Genomic DNA, 16,040 nt, shown 5'->3' with positions numbered 1-16,040 from the left:
GAATTTAATTCTTTAGTGCCTCCTCAGCAGGTACGCCACTGCGAGCAGGCCGGTGATGGCGAAAACAACCTCGAATCCTGGTGTTTCGGTTTCCTTGCTTGCTGCTTGTGTTGATGGTTCAGCAGTCTCGGTGGTCTCAACAGCCACGGTTTCCACAGTCTCAGTAACTACTGGTGTTGCCTGAGGTTTGGCAGTTTCAGTGGCTACAGTTTCCACGGTTTCTACAGTCTCCACAGTCTCAACCGGCGTCGTGGAGAGTTCTTCCACGACCTTTACTGTTTTCGCGACGAGAATGTCATCCTGAGCGTAGTACTTCTTCGCGTATGCGTCCGACGGCGGTATGCTGTAGAAGTCCTCAATATTGCCGTTAATACTGCCCATCGTGTCTCTGATGTAGACATCGTACTCTCCAAGTTCGAGCATTTCGGTTTCGAAGAGTGCAAAGGCTATTCCGTTCTCATCCGTGCTAACCTTCTTCGCGTAGACTTCAACGGGTGTCTTCAGAACGACGTATATTCCACTGTATCCGCTACCTCTGTTTGTCTTAACTGTTACTTTGAGCCACTCTCCCTGTTTAACTTCCACCGGCACTTCTGCATCGAGCGTGGGCTCCTTCACGATGACGGGGATTTCTGTTCTTGCGTCTTTCACTTCCTCTCCATTGCAGTAGAGCTTGAGTGTGAGGGAGTACGTTCCTGCTGGAAGAAGCTCGTTTGGCGAACCAGATGCGACGAGGCTGTCGCTGCTTTCATTGTAGAATGGATACAGCTTGAGCTTGAACAGACCTTTTTCGCTACCTTTCGTAAGCTCCTTTGTCACACTGACTCCGTACCCCTTGAGCGTAGCTTTAACGCTGACGTCGTCGGCAACACTCTCGCTAACTCTAACTTCAACCGTTGTCGCTTCGCCCTTCACGAATTCAACGCTGGACGGAACTTCAGTAAAGCCTATTTCCGTTACCTTAACGATGAATGTCGTCTGGGCGTCGCTTACCGGATCAATCTCGCTGCTGCTCGCCGGAGCAAAGACGTAGAGCCTGTACGATCCAGTTGAGGCTGACAGTTTGGCTTTGAGTGTGATTGAAAAGTTACCGCCTGACACTTTTGCGTAAGCTCCAGCAGTACTGAATACCTCGGTCTTCGATGGCAACTCTTCTACATCTCTTCCTTCGTCGTCTTCGAAGATCCCTGCTTCGTCTGCAAACACGTAAACCTTGCTTGAAGTGGCAGTACCGCTTATAGTGAGCTTACCACCCTTTGCAACGCTCGTCCTGTCTATGCTCGCGTCCAGCTCGTGGGGGACGATTTCAACATCAATGCTATCCTCAACGAAAATCTCTCCATTCTGGAGGACGTATGCCTTTATTGTGTAAGTTGAATACGGAGCGTCGCTCTTTACTGTAATACTCTTGCAGAACTTTCCGTTTGCGTCAACCTTAACCGTGTAGCTCGTTGTTGAAGCGAGTTCCGAAGGCACCTCTATTATAACTTCTGTGTTCTCGGGCAGGCTTGTGGTTCCCTTCACGCTTATAGACTTGCCTGGCTGGTAGCTGTACTTGCTCAGGTATATGTCGAAGCTCGGCTTCTCAACCGTGATCGTTATGTCATCACTGCCCGAATAGCTCGAAGTCGTGTAGACCTTTGCGACGACCTTATACGTGCCCGTACTCCAGCTAATATTGAATCTCACGTCAGCGGAGAAGTTTCCGTCAGCGTCGACCTTAACGCTCTTTTCATCCATTACATGTTCTTCGCTCGTGCTGTTGTAGACTATGATTTTTACATAGTTCTCTTCTCCTCCATCGCACACGTCGTCGCTTGGGGCCACGTTGGTGGTACCGTAGAACGTTACTTTCTGCCCGAGGTAAACTTCCTCAGCATTGCAGTAAAGGCTGATGTCTGGACTTACTATGTAGAATACCTTTTCAACCTCAGTGTTCAGGCTGCTCACCACGAGCTTGTATGCTCCTTTTGACGTACCGGTCTGGCCACCGGCGTTCACGATCTTTGTTGTGTCAACAACGACTCTGCACCTGTGTCCTGAGAGCGAGAGAGGTTTGTTTACGTATTCTGTGAGTTCGGTGGTGTCGTACGGACCGGTAACGCTGTATGTTCCGCTGTCTGCTCCGTAAACGTAAACATCGAAGATGGCAAGGTCACCTTTAGCTACTTGGTTAGAGGGGTTTAGCATTTCTATCTTGACGATGGGCTTGTTTATGTCCCTCGGGCTGACCTCTATTACGTAGCCCCTTTCATCGCTTGTAAGGTCATCACCTGTAACGCTGTTTACTGTTGCTTTGTCTGTCAGGTTCATGTAGTTCTTATCAGAGCCGTAGCTTGCATAGACCTCGATTGTGTACCTTCCGGGCATTATTTCGTCCGTCGTGGCCCACTCAAAATCTCCGTGGCCAGAGACGCTCGCAGCCTTTACGACGTCGCCAGTGTCAAGGTCAACGAGCTTGATTGTTGCTTCATCGGCCGTATCGACAGCGAAGGATATACTATCGCCATAGTAGTACTCTATCTTATTGAGTGCGACGTTCTGCTTTGCATTTTTGAACTTGACGAGGATGTACGGTGTCGTCGAATTCTCCAGGGTAACATCGCCTGTGTTTATCTCACACGTAACCCTCGTCGTCAGCGTTATGCTCGCGCTGTTGTTCGTAGTAACCACTATGCTGTGCTCTCCGAGGATTCCCTCAATGCTTGAGAAACTGTTCAGGTTAAACGTTATGTTAATCCAGTGAGTTTCGTTTGCGTTTGCCGAGGCTGTTGAAGACGAGACGTTGATGTAGTTGCCACTTGTTGTCTTATCCCAGTCTGCTGGATCTGCTGTACCGTTTATCGTAATGTTAACTGTTGCACTGTTGAGGTCAAAGCACGTTGGAAAGCTCACATTGAACCAGGCGGTAGCGTTGGTCGTATCTTTGATGGATATGTTGAAGTAAATCGTTGCCGGAGTATCGCCAACTGTGACGACGTCCTGTATGCTCGCTGTCACGTTTCCGTAGCTGCCCTCACTTGCACTCGCGGCAGACATTGCTGCGAAAATCACCATGCATGCAGTCAGCAGTTTTACGATATTCTTTTCCATTTCATCACCTCAACTTTCCTTGACGAATCTACCAATTTTTTTGATTTAGAAATTTTTCTGCTTTCTTCACATTTCGTGTTAATTTTTTTGGAATTCTGGCGACGAGCTATGCTTTAAAAAATTTGCTATTTGTTATCAGTACTCAGGAAAGGATTGAGATTTTTCCGAAATTTCGAAAATTATTTATTTCATTGTTAATACTTGCAATTCAAATGGTGTTATATGGTATTCGAAGAACGTTCAGACTTGTTAATCACGGAGCGTGGAAGATATTTGGTAGGCTTACGGTATATGCAGACGAATTGACGAAGATTTGCGATAAGGGAAACAATAACGACGACATTGATGATTGTAACCGAATAAATGGGGATTGAGATGTCTGACGTAAAAGAAAAAATAAGGGAGTACTGGGATTTGAGAGGAAAAGACTACGATAAGTCTCCAGGACATGCAAGCCTGCCAGAAGTCTGGAGAGATGTTCTGGCCAGCGTGTTCGAAAGAAGGATGCAAATTCTCGATGTTGGAACGGGAACTGGCTTTCTCGCTTTGATACTGGCTGAGTTAGGTCACGAAGTTGTTGGAATTGATTTATCGAAGGGCATGCTTGAAGTTGCAAAGAAAAAAGCGAGAAAGCTTGGAGTTGATGTAGAATTCAAGCTTGGAGATGCGGAAAACCTGCCATTCGACGATTGTTCTTTTGATGCAGTGATTTGCAGACATTTGCTCTGGACTCTTCCAAATCCGCAGAAAGCCATAGAAGAGTGGAGCAGGGTTGTAAGGGATGGGGGAAAAGTTGTTGCAATAGATGGCAAATGGCTTGATAGTTCTCCGCCTGCGAAGCTCAGGAGGTTCATCGGGAGAATAGCAGTTGCAGTTTACGAAAGGAGAAATCCATGGAAGAACTACCACTACAGAAAGGAGATAAACAAGATGCTCCCCTTCTACGGCGGCTCAGATCCAGAGAAAGTTGCTGAGATGTTTGGAAGGGCAGGTCTGTCTGACATCTCGGTAAAGGACCTGAGCTGGATAAGGGAGATGATGCTGAACAGCCAGCCCTTCGTTTATCGTCTTGCATGGGGTGGCAGGAACTACTTTATGATTGAGGGTTTTAAGAGGGTGTAATGATTGATATTTTATTACTAATCTTATCAATAAGTATTAAAAATCGAAAGATTTTTATGAGAATGTATGAGCTAAGGCTGAATGCGTTGCGATAGAATGACAGACCTCATATGTGAGGGCTTAGTACAGGGGTGATTGAATGAAGAAACTGATGAAACTTGCCGCTCTGGTTTTGGTTGCCTTGCTCCTGCTTGGATGCGCAGGTGAAGAGAAGGTTAAGGAAGAAACCAAGGTTACACAAACGCCAGAAGTTCAAGCTGCAGAAGAAGCGAAAGTCGAACAGGTGCTCAAGATTGGAGCGGTTAAGGACTTTAAGAAGGCAACTGAAGGCAGGAGTCTCGTATTTGAGACTTTGGTAGATGTAGACAGATACGGTAATCCTATACCTTTGCTTGCAGAAAGCTGGGACATAAGCGATGATGGCCTAACTTACACCTTCCACCTGAGAAAGGGTGTTAAATTCCACGATGGTACACCATTTGACGCAAAAGCAGCGAAGTTTGCCCTTGAGTGGTGCATGAATCAGGGAGCTGCTTATGCAAAATACGTGGACAGGGTTGAAATCGTTGACGATTACACGATCAAAGTATACCTCAAAGAGTACTACTATCCGTTCTTGCTCGATCTGGCAAGCGAGTTCAGGAGCAAGATAGTAAGTCCTACAGCCGTTGAACCTGCATGGAATACGAGCGGAAAGCTCGTGAAGTACATTGGAACTGGTCAATTCAAGCTCGTTGAATATGTCAAGGATCAGTATGCTGTGCTTGAAAGAAACGATGAGTACTGGGGAACAAAGCCAAAACTTGAAAAAATAGTCTGGAAGGTAATTCCCGATCCGCATGCGCTCGTAATGGCTCTTAAAGCTGGTGATGTGGACATAATCGGCGCTCCTGAGCATCATTCAGCAGTTCCCTATGAAGAAGTTCCCAAGCTTCAGGCAGAGAAGGACATTGAAGTGAGCTGGCAGAGCTATGGGAGATATCAGGTTATAAGGTTCAACTGCTATGTTGAGCCACTAAACGATGTGAGGGTGAGGAAAGCGATAAATTATGCTGTCGATAAGGAGACTATGGTCAAGGAGCTGTTTGCCGGAATAGCAGAACCAGCAAATCTTCCAATGTGCCCGTGGTTCAAGTACGGGCCAGCAGACATTGAAGGATACAGCTACGATCCTGAAAAGGCAAAAGCCCTGCTTGAAGAGGCTGGATGGGTTGACAGCGATGGGGATGGAATAAGGGAGAAGGATGGAAAGAAGCTTGAAGTCGAACTGTTAGTCCCGCAGGGAGAAGCAAACGCTGATGCAGTAGCAATCTACCTGCAATCAGAGCTCAAGAAGGTGGGAATAAAGCTCAACATCGTTTCTCTGGAATCGAGCGCCACATGGGAAAAGAGGAAGAAGGGCGAGTTTATGATGTTCGTCCACCATTCCGGCTGCATCCCGTGGGCACCTCAGGGCATACTGTGGCAGAACCACTACACAAAGGCTGGAGGATACTACAAGCACTACCACAGCGAAGAGCTTGATGAGTTAATAAAGAAAGTTTACACCACAAGAGACGATGTGAAGAGAAACGAGTACTACCAGCAGATATGGAAGATTCTGAACGATGAAGCTGCCCAGCTACCGCTTTACGACATAGTTAAGGTTGTTGCCTACAAGGACTACGTTAAGGGCTACAAGCACGCTGCGACAATGTACAAGATGGATCTGACAAATGTTGAGATAGTGAAATAAGTACCATGATCGTCAAAAGGCTCGCAACAGCCTTGCTTGTGATGTTTTTTGCCTCTTTTCTTTCTTTTTCTTTGCTGTACCTCGCCCCGGGAAATGTTGCCGAGGCGGTACTGAAAGAACAGCTTGGTTTTGAGCCGACAGAGGATGAAGTTGTTGCGTTTATGGCGAGATACAACCTCGACCAACCTTTCCTTGTCCAGTACTACATCTGGCTGAAGCTGTTCGTTACCGGAAAGCTCGTCTGCCCGCAGACTGGAGATAGTGTTATAGGTGAGTTTCTTTACAGATTTCCCGTCACGCTAACCCTCGCGTTTTCAGCAGTTCTGTTTGCCACAACCCTTGGCATTCCTCTCGGCATCGTATCCGCTATCAGGAAGGACTCTATAATTGATAACGTTTGCAGAATCATAGCGAGCCTTGGCGTTTCAATTCCAAGCTTCTGGCTCGCTTTACTGTTGATCCTGTTCTTCTGCGTCAAACTCAAGCTTTTACCGGCTTTTGGCCTTGGAGGATTGAAAAACATGATCTTGCCAACAATTGCTTTGGGTTTGCACATCTTTGCATCCATAACAAGGGTCATGCGTGGAAGCATGCTCGAAGTGCTAAATGAGCAGTACATTCTCGTTTCAAGGGCGAAAGGATTGCCAGAAAGAGCAGTCATTATCAGACACGCTTTGAGAAACGCTGTAATTCCAGTGGTAACGCTTATCGGCCTTCAGTTTGGACACCTGCTTGGAGGTGCTGTAATAATCGAAAGCATATTCTCTCTGCCCGGAATAGGCAAGTTCCTCATGGATTCCATATTTGCGAGGGATTACATAGCTGTTTCTGGCTTTGTCGTGTTCATCGCTTTTCTTTTTGTTGTGGTGAACCTGATTGTTGACATCGTTTACATGATCCTCGATCCGAGGGTGAGGGTGGAATGAACAGCATAAACAGCATGAACAGCGTGAGGAAGCTGAAGACTAGTATTGCCATGATTCTACTCCTACTAGCCCTCGGCATATTTGCCCCGCTAATCTCGCCCTACGATCCCAACGAGTTGAATTTAAAGGAGAGATTGGTGTATCCGTGCGTAAAGCACCCCTTCGGGACTGACAACTTTGGCAGGGATGTTTTTAGCAGAGTTTTGCATGGTGCAAGGGTTTCGCTTTTCGTTGCAATGTCTGTCGTCATGCTCACAGCCTCAATAGGCGTGGGGCTCGGTATTGTAGCTGGCTATTACGGCGGAGTTGTTGACAACGTTATTATGAGAATAGTTGATGTCTTGCTGGCATTTCCCAACATAATTTTAGCCATTGTAATCTTGGGAATTTTCGGTCCATCATACCTGAATCTTGTGCTTGCACTGGCTGCGGTATGGTGGGTGAGCTATGCGAGAATGGTCAGAAGCGTGGTGCTATCGTTAAAGGAATCGGAGTTTATTCTGGCTGTAAAGGCTTTAGGAGCGAGTAATTTTGAGATTATGGTGAGGCACGTACTTCCAAATGCATTGTCGCCTATCCTGCCACTCATGACCCTCGATTTGGGCTCAGCCATACTTGCGATTTCCGGATTGGGCTTTCTTGGTTTGGGCTTGCAACCTCCCACACCGGAATGGGGAGTTATGCTCAGAGATGCACTTCCATTTATGGAAACGCATCCCTATCTGATGGTGTTTCCGGGTTTTATGATTATGGTTTCAGTTTTAGCGTTCAACATGCTCGGAGACAGCTTGAGAGATGTGCTGGATCCGAGGGCGTTGGAGAGGAAATTTGAGTCGTGAGGATATTTATTCTAAAATTAAGCAACCCCATACCCCTTGAAGATCTTCACTTGGTTTTTCATCCTTTAATAAAGATTCATCAATTCTGGGTTTTTCTTCAGCGACTTTAAGAAAGCTATACTTTTTTGTGTTTCCAGAGACCTCAGAATCTTGTCAAACCCATTCGATAGCAACTCCAAATAAGGTTTCTCTGGAGTAACACTATAATTTCTGAACAATCTTATCGAATGCAAACCGGGATAGCAAGGTAGGTTTTTCTTAGATAAGTTGAGCCCCCACTCTGGTTTACTTTTTTTGCCTTCATAATCACGGCTCACAAGAAGAGCATTTGGTTTAAGCCACTCTTTTGATGGAATGAGGTATAGTTGTGGTGGCTCACCATCGAAGAAAAGTACAATTGCTGCCAACAGGTTATCACGCGGACTGAACTTGTCTTTCGGGAAAAAGATATAATTTAGCCCACGAGCTGACTTGACTTGTACATCGTAGTACCGGTTATCCTTGCGGACAACAAAGTCGATACCTCGGTCATCTACTTCGGCCGTGTAGACTTCGAAGCCAAACAAAGTAAACTCCATCTTGACGAAGTATTCTGCGTATCGACCTATTTGCAGACGATTTAGACGACTCCAGTTATATTTCCTCATCATTTATTTTCTCAGTAGCTTCACTAATAATAGCTTTACTTCCAAACATCAGTATAAATGACACCTAACCCTCCGTCCATCAATCTCAACAATTTCTGGTGGCTTTAGACACTTATCCATTCGTTTCGGACAGAGATGGTAAAATTTGCATCCAGTCTGTTTGGAGGAATGGGTGTTCAGCAGATCTTCGGCCTTAAACTTGAAGTTTTTGGAATCCACATTCATATCAAGGGATTCAACGAGCATCCTCGTGTAGGGATGCAAAGGTCCATCTAAAATTCTAACACCTTCCTCGACTATTTGCCCAGCATACATTACCGCTATTCTGTGTGCAATTGTGTTGGCAACCTCCAGATCGTGGGTTATGAAGAGGTATGACAGACCAAGCCTGCGCTGCAAGTTCATAAGCAGGTTGATAATCGCTGCTTGAACGGAAACATCCAGCATTGAAGTCGGTTCGTCGCACACAATAAACTTCGGATTTAGCGCTATTGCCCTCGCTATAACTGCTCTCTGCAGTTCTCCTCCGCTCAACTCGTGGGGATATCTGCTTAAGTGCTCTTCCTGCAGTCCAACGGTCTCTATAAGCCTGTAAACGATTTCTTTCTCTTCGTTTCTATCTGCGAGTTTATGAATTCGCAGGGGTTCTGCAATGCTATTGTATATTCTCCATCTCGGATCCAGAGCACTTTCTGGATGCTGCGGAATGAGCTGCATTTTCTGCCTGATTTTTCTCAGCTCACTTTCCTTCATTTTTGTGAGGTTCATTCCATCGAAATAAACATCTCCGCTCGTTGGCCTTATCAGCAGTAGAAGCATCCTGCCGAGCGTTGACTTGCCGCTCCCGCTTTCTCCTACAAGAGCGAGGGTCTCTCCACTCCCTATTTCGATGTCAACGTTGTCAACGGCAACAACTCTGCGTTTCGAAATAACTCCGGACTCGAAGACCTTGCGCAGCCGTACACCTCTGACCAGCATTTTCTTGTCAGCGATGGCTATGGCTTCAGTCATAGAGCCAGCACCTCACTGAATTGCCATTGAGTTCGATAAGCGGCGGCTCTTTCCTGCATCTGCTGTTTGCATATTCGCATCTCGGATGAAACCTGCAGCCTTCTGGCGGGCTTACCATGCTTGGTGAGTTGCCCTTTATGGGCTTTAACCCCCTTGATGGCAGAGAATCGAGCAGAGCCTTTGAGTAAGGGTGCAGGGGTTCTTCGAAGAAAGTGTCAGCGTTGCAGATTTCGACTATCTGCCCGCAGTACATTACTGCAATTCTATCGGCAAGAGTTCTGGCGAATGGCAGGTCGTGGGTTATGACGAGCATCGATAATTTGCCGTTTTTCTTAATTTTTCTGAAAAGTTCCACGACACGAACTTTTTTCGATGCATCCACACCCTTCGTTGGCTCGTCTGCAATGATCAGCTTGGGCTTTGTTGAAGTGCCCATTGCAACGAGTGCCCTCTGTCGCATCCCTCCGCTGTACTGATGCGGATACTCGTTAACTCTTTTTTCCGCAGGCTCTATATCAAAGAATTTAAGTAACTTTATGACTTTTTTCAGGGCGCTCTCTCTATTCATGTTAAGGTGGGTTTCCATCGGTTCGGCAATCTGGATGCCCACCTTTAATACGGGGTTAAGAGACGTTGCAGGATTTTGTGGAACCCACGCAATATCTCTGCCTCTGATTTTTCTCAGATCGTCTTCTGGCAGGTTGAGCAGATCCAATCCGTTAAACAGGATTTTTCCGTCAATTCTGGCATTTGGCGGGAGAAGTCTCAGGATTGAGGTTCCGAGGATCGATTTTCCACTTCCACTTTCCCCGATCAACGTGAGAGTTTCGCCTTCATGCACCTTAAGGCTGACGCCATCAACTGCTCTGACTGCTGAGTCCTCGAGTATGAAGTGAACACGGAGATCCTGTATGTCAAGCAAGCATGTATGGGTATGAGAGTTTATACTGATTGTTCCAGTTTCGACACTTTTATTGGAGAAGGCCATATCAATCTCAAGAATAGTGTTAACTATGCCATAAAAAAATTTCGTAATTTAACACTCATGAAGTTCTGACGAAAAAGTTCCAGAATGCCATTAGAGGAAAAAAGGGCCTATCCATACGTATTCTCGATTTTTCCAATTCGATCATTAATTGTCTGAAAAGAGCAACTTGCAGGATTCATTGGGGTTCGGGAAAGTCTTATTACATCCTTGCAATGCATCATTTAGATACTCTTTAGAGTTTTTAGGGGCTGCAGTGGTGCTGGGAAATGAAGCCAAGACTCAGCTACGAGAGGGGCACGATAAGGATTGAAGGCAACATTCACGTCCCTTTCGCTAAATACGATTCTCGTTCGGGATGCTACAGGGCTTTTGCCTACAAGTACCGGGACATAGTAGATTACCTCGAAAAATCGGGAATTGAATACGCCGATGAGGTTCTCGACCCCGTCCCAACACCTTTTTTCGATGCGGAAATAGAGTTGAGGGACTACCAGCAGCAGGCTGTTGAGAGGTGGATGCTGGATAGAAGAGGATGCATAGTTTTACCGACAGGCAGCGGCAAGACGTATGTAGCAATGGAGGTGATAAAAGATCTGTCAGTTCCGACGCTCATTATTGTTCCGACCCTCGATTTGCTTGACCAGTGGAAGGAGAAACTTTCAATCTTTGGCAAAGAATGGATAGGTGAGTTTTCAGGCAGAAAGAAAGAGCTCAGGCCGATTACAGTTTCAACCTACGACTCAGCGTACATAAACGCCGAAACGCTGGGCAATAGGTTCATGCTCCTTGTTTTTGACGAAGTTCACCACCTACCCTCAGAATCTTACAGTCAGATTGCAGAGATGAGCGCAGCTCCCTATCGCCTCGGCTTAACAGCAACCTACGAAAGGGATGATGGCCGCCATTCTTTGCTGCCTGAACTGGTTGGAGGTAAGATATTCGAGCTCAGGCCCGAAGATCTTGCAGGAAAACATCTCTCAGACTACACTGTGAAGAGAATCTACGTCCCTCTGACGGAGGAGGAGAGGAAGGAGTACGAATCGAAGGCCAGAATATTCAGAGAGTACGTAAGAAGAAAGGGAATAGTGCTGAGAAGTGTGGATGACTTTAACAGAGTTGTTATGGCAACCGGATACGATGCAAGGGCCTACGAAGCGTTGAGGGCGTGGGATGAGGCCAGGAAGATTGCATTCAACTCGAAAAACAAGCTTGTTAAGCTCAGAGAACTGCTCGAAAGGCACAGGGGAAACAAGATAATAATCTTCACACGTCACAACGACCTCGTCTACGCGATATCGAAGCTATTCTTGATTCCAGCCATCACGTACCGCACCTCGAAGGATGAAAGACAGGTAATCCTCGACGGCTTCAAAAAAGGGAAGTTCAAAGCCATCGTCAGCAGTCAGGTGCTTGACGAAGGAATAGATGTGCCCGATGCAAACGTTGGAATAATCATGAGCGGGAGTGGGAGTGCGAGGGAATTCATCCAGCGCCTTGGCAGAATCCTCAGGCCAGCGAAGGGCAAAGATAAGGCGATTCTCTACGAACTCGTGTCGAGAGATACCGGAGAAGTTCACACGGCAAGGAGGAGGCGAAGACATGCTTCCAAAAGAACTCCTTGAAGTCAGGAAGTCGAGGGGAAAGATACTCCCGAAGTTTGCAGGCGATAAGGACTACGCCTTAGCGGAGAGGATAATAAAAATTTTCAAAGCCGGGAAGGGCAGAAAGTACGGCTCTATCCTTTCAGCACTGAAATCGCTGGAAAACGCGGAGAACTACAGAAAGGTGAGGGGACTGGCAAGAGTTATGGAGAACTTCTGCGCTGACAAGGCCTGCATGTTCTATGTGTCTTCTCCCCTCGATCCCGTTGAGGTGAGATTGTACCTCTTCGAGAAAGGCTACGTGACAACAAAGAAGGAGAGACAGCGCGTTATAGAGTATGCTGCCAGATACTTCAACACTACGCCCGAAGAAATCGAGAGAGCCATGTTTGCAGATAGGGATGAGGAGCTGATCCTCGTCGATGTCAGACAGATCAATGCTGACACTCTCATCAGACTTTACAATCTATCTTTGCTTCAGACAGCTCTGTTCAACTGCCTCCGCATGACCTTCTGGACTTCATCCAACCACAAGGAAATCTTCCGCCGCATCAAGTGGCTCGGGCTGATGTACGAGCTTTACGAGGAAGGCGATCAGATTCTTACAGATGTAACTGGCCCAGCATCCATTTTAAAGATGACCAGGAAGTACGGCACATCGATGGCCAAGATAGTCCCCTCCATCGTAAAAGCCGACAGGTGGTGGATAAGGGCTGAAATCCTCGACGATTCGGGCAAGATCTACATTCTTGAGATAGACGATAGCTACAAACACCTGTTTCCGGAGCGGGACGAGAAGGTCGAGTACGATTCCTCGCTCGAAGAAGAGTTCGTGAGGAAACTAAGGGCGATAAAGCCGGATATTGAGGTGGTAAGAGAGCCAGACGTCGTTAAAGCCGGTAGATATGCATTCGTTCCGGACTTTCTCATAAGAAAAGGCGAAAAGGAAGTCTACGTAGAAATTGCTGGCTTCTGGACTCCAGAATATGTGGAAAAGAAGATTGAGAAAGTAAAAGAAGCTGGAATCCCCCTGATTCTGATTGCAAGAGAGGAATTCGGTGAGGGGAAATTGAAATCCGAGGATGTTATCATGTTCTCGAAAAAGATGCCGTACAGCGAGATTGTAAAGAGGATAAACGCCTATTTGAGGCGAGATGTAAAGGAAATTGAGTTCAGAGAGGATGTAGTCAACCTGAAGGAACTTTCAAACGCATACGGTGTTTCCGTAAAAGAAATTGCTGCTCTTATCCCTGAAGATTATATTTTAGCCGGGAGTTATGCGGTGAAAAGGAAAGTCTTTGAGCGAATGAGTGTCGAAGTGGAGCATGCAAACCCTGAAAAGCTATCCGATGTGGCCCACATCTTGGAGAAGTATGGTGTAGGCTGTGACATCCTTCCAGATATGGGCTACAGGATAAAATGGATAGGACTCACTGAGGAGGATGCAATTATTGAGAAAGTGTCTAAGAACTGCAAAACTTATTAATCTATGAGTGTAATGTTCTATGGGCCCGCGAACCGGCAGGGCTGACAAGCATGAGGCTCTGCGGCTTAACGGGCCCACATCCCGTGTTTTTATTTTTGTTCAACATTTACATAAATCGTCGCACAGCATCAAACACTTTCGCGTCACACCCAAGCGTTAAGCGTTCCGTCCCCTTACCCATGATATGCGTTTCTCCGCGAGCTGGGCGCTTCGCTGCATGAGATGGAGCTACTTCTCGTACTTCATGCCAGCGAAGCTCGACAGGAAGCTCATGGAAAAGGGAAGAAGAGCTGAAGAGGTTGTTGAGAAGAAACTTTCGCATCTCGGGCTCAGGAGAGCGAGAAACAGAGAACTGTACTTCAGAAACTATACGCTGGTCGGCAGACCCGATTTTGTTACGAGAGATTTCGTCGTGGAGGTCAAATCCAGCGTAGCGCAGCAGTACCTGTTACCAAATCTTGCACAGCTCAACCTCTACATGCTTATGGAAGGCAAGAAGCTCGGCCTCCTCGTCTTTGCGGGCAACGGGATGGATAAGATGAAGATAATCTACACGAGCTTCTCCCGCAGCATCATCAGACAAACGATAGCCTACTTCGACGCTCTATGGGGATACATAAGAGAGGGTGTTATACCCGAGATTGTTTTCGAAGTTGCCCAGCCAGTGTGTCGTTCGTGCAGCTTCGCGCGATTGTGTGGTGTGAAGGGGTATAAGAGGTTTTGAGGAAAAAATAAGAGTCTTGGATACCATGTTGGGGGTTCAGAGAAAAGGGAACTGATATTAAGGGCGAAAATAACATCTTCTGCGTTAAGTCCGTAAAAGGTGATGCCATGGGATTGAGCATAAAAGACATTACAGAAGACAGGAGGAGCGGCTCGTCGAGGATAATTGAGAAGGCTCTGAAGTACCTCGAAGGCCTCGACAGAGAGAGTCAGGTTGAAGCTGCAAGGCAGATAGCCAGCGCACACCCGAGCATGGCGGGGCTTGTGAGCATAATGAAACTCTTAGAGATGTATGATGTCGGAGAAGTCCGGAAGATGATAGAGGAGATGAACGAGAGGGCTGGCAGCAAGCTTGCAGAACTCGTAGAAGGAAAGAGGGTGGTAATCATAAGCAGGAGCCACATCGTCGAAAGGGGGCTATACACAGCTAAAAAAGTCTTCGTCCTTCGATCTGAGCCGGGAGGAGAGGGTGTAGATGCATACGAATTTCTGAAGAGAAAGGTCGAATCAGAACTCGTCTTCGATGCAGAGATGGGGTATGCCGTGATGAAGAGCGACGTCGTCGTCTGCGGGGCAGATGCCATATCAATGGATGGCTTTGTGAACAAGGTCGGAACGCTACCACTTGCACTCACTGCGAAGTACCTCAACAGACCGTTCTACGTCGTAGCTCCGAGTTACAAGGCCGGAAGGCTCAGGGTTGTTGAGCCTTTCGAGTTCGCTCCTGCAGACCTCGCGACGCTGATAACTGAAGATGGAACGACGGACTGGCGGGATGTTAGCTCCGTATAATCTGCTGAGGTGGGATTGTGCCGGCGTCTCTACTTTAATCTGTGTTCGAATCAAAAACCACGAACTGAAGTTTCCGGGTACACGGCAATCCTATCGCCGAGGTGATGCTTGTTTCAGAGTATCACGCCTGTTCCTTTAAGTCTGCTTTGCTGTAGAGAGTTCTTGTATCCTCAACGCCGTAACCTCTCAGGCTCTCTCTTATCTTCTCGATAGGCTCTCTTCGGGTTGCGTGAACCATAAAGTACAGCGGATATTGCCATCCGTCGGGAACCTTTCTTTCGACGAGATGGGTGATTTGAGGAAGTTCTTCGACGAGCTTGAGAGCGAGCTTCTCTGGATTATCGGTCTTTATCACGGTCATACCGTTCTCTAAAAAGCCAATCTTTCTCTCCTTCAGAACTCCGCTGAAGTCTCTCACGACACCCTTTTTTATTAACTCCGCAATCAGATCAACAAGTTCACTTTCGGTGTATCCATTTTCTGCAAACTTCGAAAAAGGCCTCTCGCAGACATCGAGGCTCTCGAGTCTTCTCAGCAGAGAAGCATCGAGGCCAAGCTCCTCCACCTTCGGCACGTCGAATTTCTCCAAGCTCTTTTCACTCCACGAAATACCCTTTATGAGGTCGTACTTAACGTCCATCTTGTAAACTCTCTTCGTTGGCAGAACGACGTAATCTTCAACATTGCATTTTTTCATAAGCTCATCTATCTTCGAGAAAAGCTCCTCCTCGTTCCTTGCCTTTATGGTGAACCATACGGAGTAGTGCTCATGTTCTCTCCAGTAATTGTGCTTAGGATTTGCAGCATTTATTATGCGCGCAACCTCTTTGATTCTGTCCTCTTCAACGTTTGCCCCAACGAGGGCTGCTTTATGTTCTGTCGAGAATGCCCTGTAGTTGAGATTCGCACCATAGCGCTTTATGACACCTTTTTCCCTGAACTCTTTAACCCTGCGCAAAACGAAATCGGGATCAAGCTTCTCACGCTCAGCAAGTTCCAGAAGTGGTTGCTCACAGAGGGGCAACCTGTACTGAATAGCCATTAAAAGCCTGACATCGTTTTCAGAAAACATTTCAG

Annotated in this window: 14 protein-coding genes; 9 read left to right on the top strand and 5 right to left on the bottom strand. The window is 46.8% G+C overall.

Annotation, left to right across the window (positions count from 1 at the left end; translation table 11 throughout):
• Positions 1-12 precede the first annotated feature (12 nt).
• Complete coding sequence (locus tag ARCVE_RS11635) at positions 13-3,093, bottom strand: PGF-CTERM sorting domain-containing protein (RefSeq protein ID WP_013684304.1); 3,081 nt, start codon at positions 3,091-3,093, stop codon at positions 13-15.
• A 212-nt stretch (positions 3,094-3,305) separates the two neighbouring features.
• Here ARCVE_RS11635 and ARCVE_RS11380 point away from each other — a divergent pair, with 212 nt between their 5' ends.
• From ARCVE_RS11380 to nikC, 5 genes are all read left to right on the top strand, one after another.
• The gene (locus tag ARCVE_RS11380; protein WP_013684303.1) at positions 3,306-3,467 is read left to right on the top strand and encodes a hypothetical protein; all 162 of its coding nucleotides are present in this window, start codon (positions 3,306-3,308) and stop codon (positions 3,465-3,467) included.
• A gap of 1 nt (position 3,468) precedes the next feature.
• Complete coding sequence (locus ARCVE_RS08175; protein ID WP_048085897.1) at positions 3,469-4,215, top strand: class I SAM-dependent methyltransferase; 747 nt, start codon at positions 3,469-3,471, stop codon at positions 4,213-4,215.
• A gap of 139 nt (positions 4,216-4,354) precedes the next feature.
• On the top strand, positions 4,355-5,950 hold the full coding sequence (locus tag ARCVE_RS08170) for an ABC transporter substrate-binding protein (protein WP_013684301.1): 1,596 nt from the start codon (positions 4,355-4,357) through the stop codon (positions 5,948-5,950).
• 5 nt (positions 5,951-5,955) lie between these two features.
• Complete coding sequence (locus ARCVE_RS08165) at positions 5,956-6,876, top strand: ABC transporter permease (protein ID WP_013684300.1); 921 nt, start codon at positions 5,956-5,958, stop codon at positions 6,874-6,876.
• Complete coding sequence (gene nikC / locus ARCVE_RS08160) at positions 6,873-7,715, top strand: nickel transporter permease (RefSeq protein WP_013684299.1); 843 nt, start codon at positions 6,873-6,875, stop codon at positions 7,713-7,715. The genes ARCVE_RS08165 and nikC overlap by 4 nt, the downstream gene beginning before the upstream one ends.
• 65 nt (positions 7,716-7,780) lie before the next feature.
• Here nikC and ARCVE_RS08155 read toward each other — a convergent pair whose 3' ends face one another.
• The 3 genes from ARCVE_RS08155 to ARCVE_RS08145 are packed head-to-tail and all read right to left on the bottom strand — an operon-like array spanning position 7,781 to position 10,295.
• Positions 7,781-8,365 carry a hypothetical protein gene (locus ARCVE_RS08155; RefSeq protein ID WP_013684298.1) on the bottom strand — a complete coding sequence of 195 codons (585 nt, stop codon included), beginning with the start codon at positions 8,363-8,365 and terminating at the stop codon, positions 7,781-7,783.
• Positions 8,366-8,410: 45 nt separating this feature from the next.
• A complete protein-coding gene (locus tag ARCVE_RS08150) occupies positions 8,411-9,373 on the bottom strand; it encodes an ABC transporter ATP-binding protein (protein ID WP_013684297.1) in 963 nt (320 codons plus the stop codon).
• On the bottom strand, positions 9,366-10,295 hold the full coding sequence (locus tag ARCVE_RS08145; RefSeq protein WP_048086250.1) for an ABC transporter ATP-binding protein: 930 nt from the start codon (positions 10,293-10,295) through the stop codon (positions 9,366-9,368). The genes ARCVE_RS08150 and ARCVE_RS08145 overlap by 8 nt, the downstream gene beginning before the upstream one ends.
• Positions 10,296-10,627: 332 nt before the next feature.
• Between ARCVE_RS08145 and ARCVE_RS08140 the strand changes: the two genes are divergently transcribed.
• The 4 genes from ARCVE_RS08140 to ARCVE_RS10850 all read left to right on the top strand — a co-directional run bounded on the left by ARCVE_RS08140 (position 10,628) and on the right by ARCVE_RS10850 (position 14,963).
• The gene (locus ARCVE_RS08140; RefSeq protein WP_013684295.1) at positions 10,628-11,983 is read left to right on the top strand and encodes a DEAD/DEAH box helicase family protein; all 1,356 of its coding nucleotides are present in this window, start codon (positions 10,628-10,630) and stop codon (positions 11,981-11,983) included.
• Entirely contained in the window at positions 11,961-13,448 is a 1,488-nt protein-coding gene (locus tag ARCVE_RS08135; RefSeq protein ID WP_013684294.1) for a DUF790 family protein, read from the top strand. Before ARCVE_RS08140 ends, ARCVE_RS08135 begins: the two co-directional genes overlap by 23 nt.
• Before the next feature lie 184 nt (positions 13,449-13,632).
• Positions 13,633-14,172, top strand: a complete 540-nt coding sequence (locus ARCVE_RS08130; protein ID WP_156786042.1) for a CRISPR-associated protein Cas4 — start codon at positions 13,633-13,635, stop codon at positions 14,170-14,172.
• Between the two features lie 107 nt (positions 14,173-14,279).
• Positions 14,280-14,963, top strand: a complete 684-nt coding sequence (locus ARCVE_RS10850; RefSeq protein ID WP_013684292.1) for an initiation factor 2B-like protein — start codon at positions 14,280-14,282, stop codon at positions 14,961-14,963.
• Positions 14,964-15,084: 121 nt separating this feature from the next.
• On the opposite strand, the gene ARCVE_RS08120 is transcribed toward ARCVE_RS10850, so the two are convergent.
• Positions 15,085-16,035, bottom strand: a complete 951-nt coding sequence (locus ARCVE_RS08120) for an Lrp/AsnC family transcriptional regulator (RefSeq protein WP_013684291.1) — start codon at positions 16,033-16,035, stop codon at positions 15,085-15,087.
• Between the last annotated feature and the right edge of the window lie 5 nt (positions 16,036-16,040).

It is taken from the genome of Archaeoglobus veneficus SNP6 (assembly GCF_000194625.1).
GTDB lineage: Archaea > Halobacteriota > Archaeoglobi > Archaeoglobales > Archaeoglobaceae > Archaeoglobus_C > Archaeoglobus_C veneficus.
The sequence above is the reverse complement of the archived record's forward strand: the minus strand, read 5'-3'. Positions and strand labels throughout refer to the sequence as shown.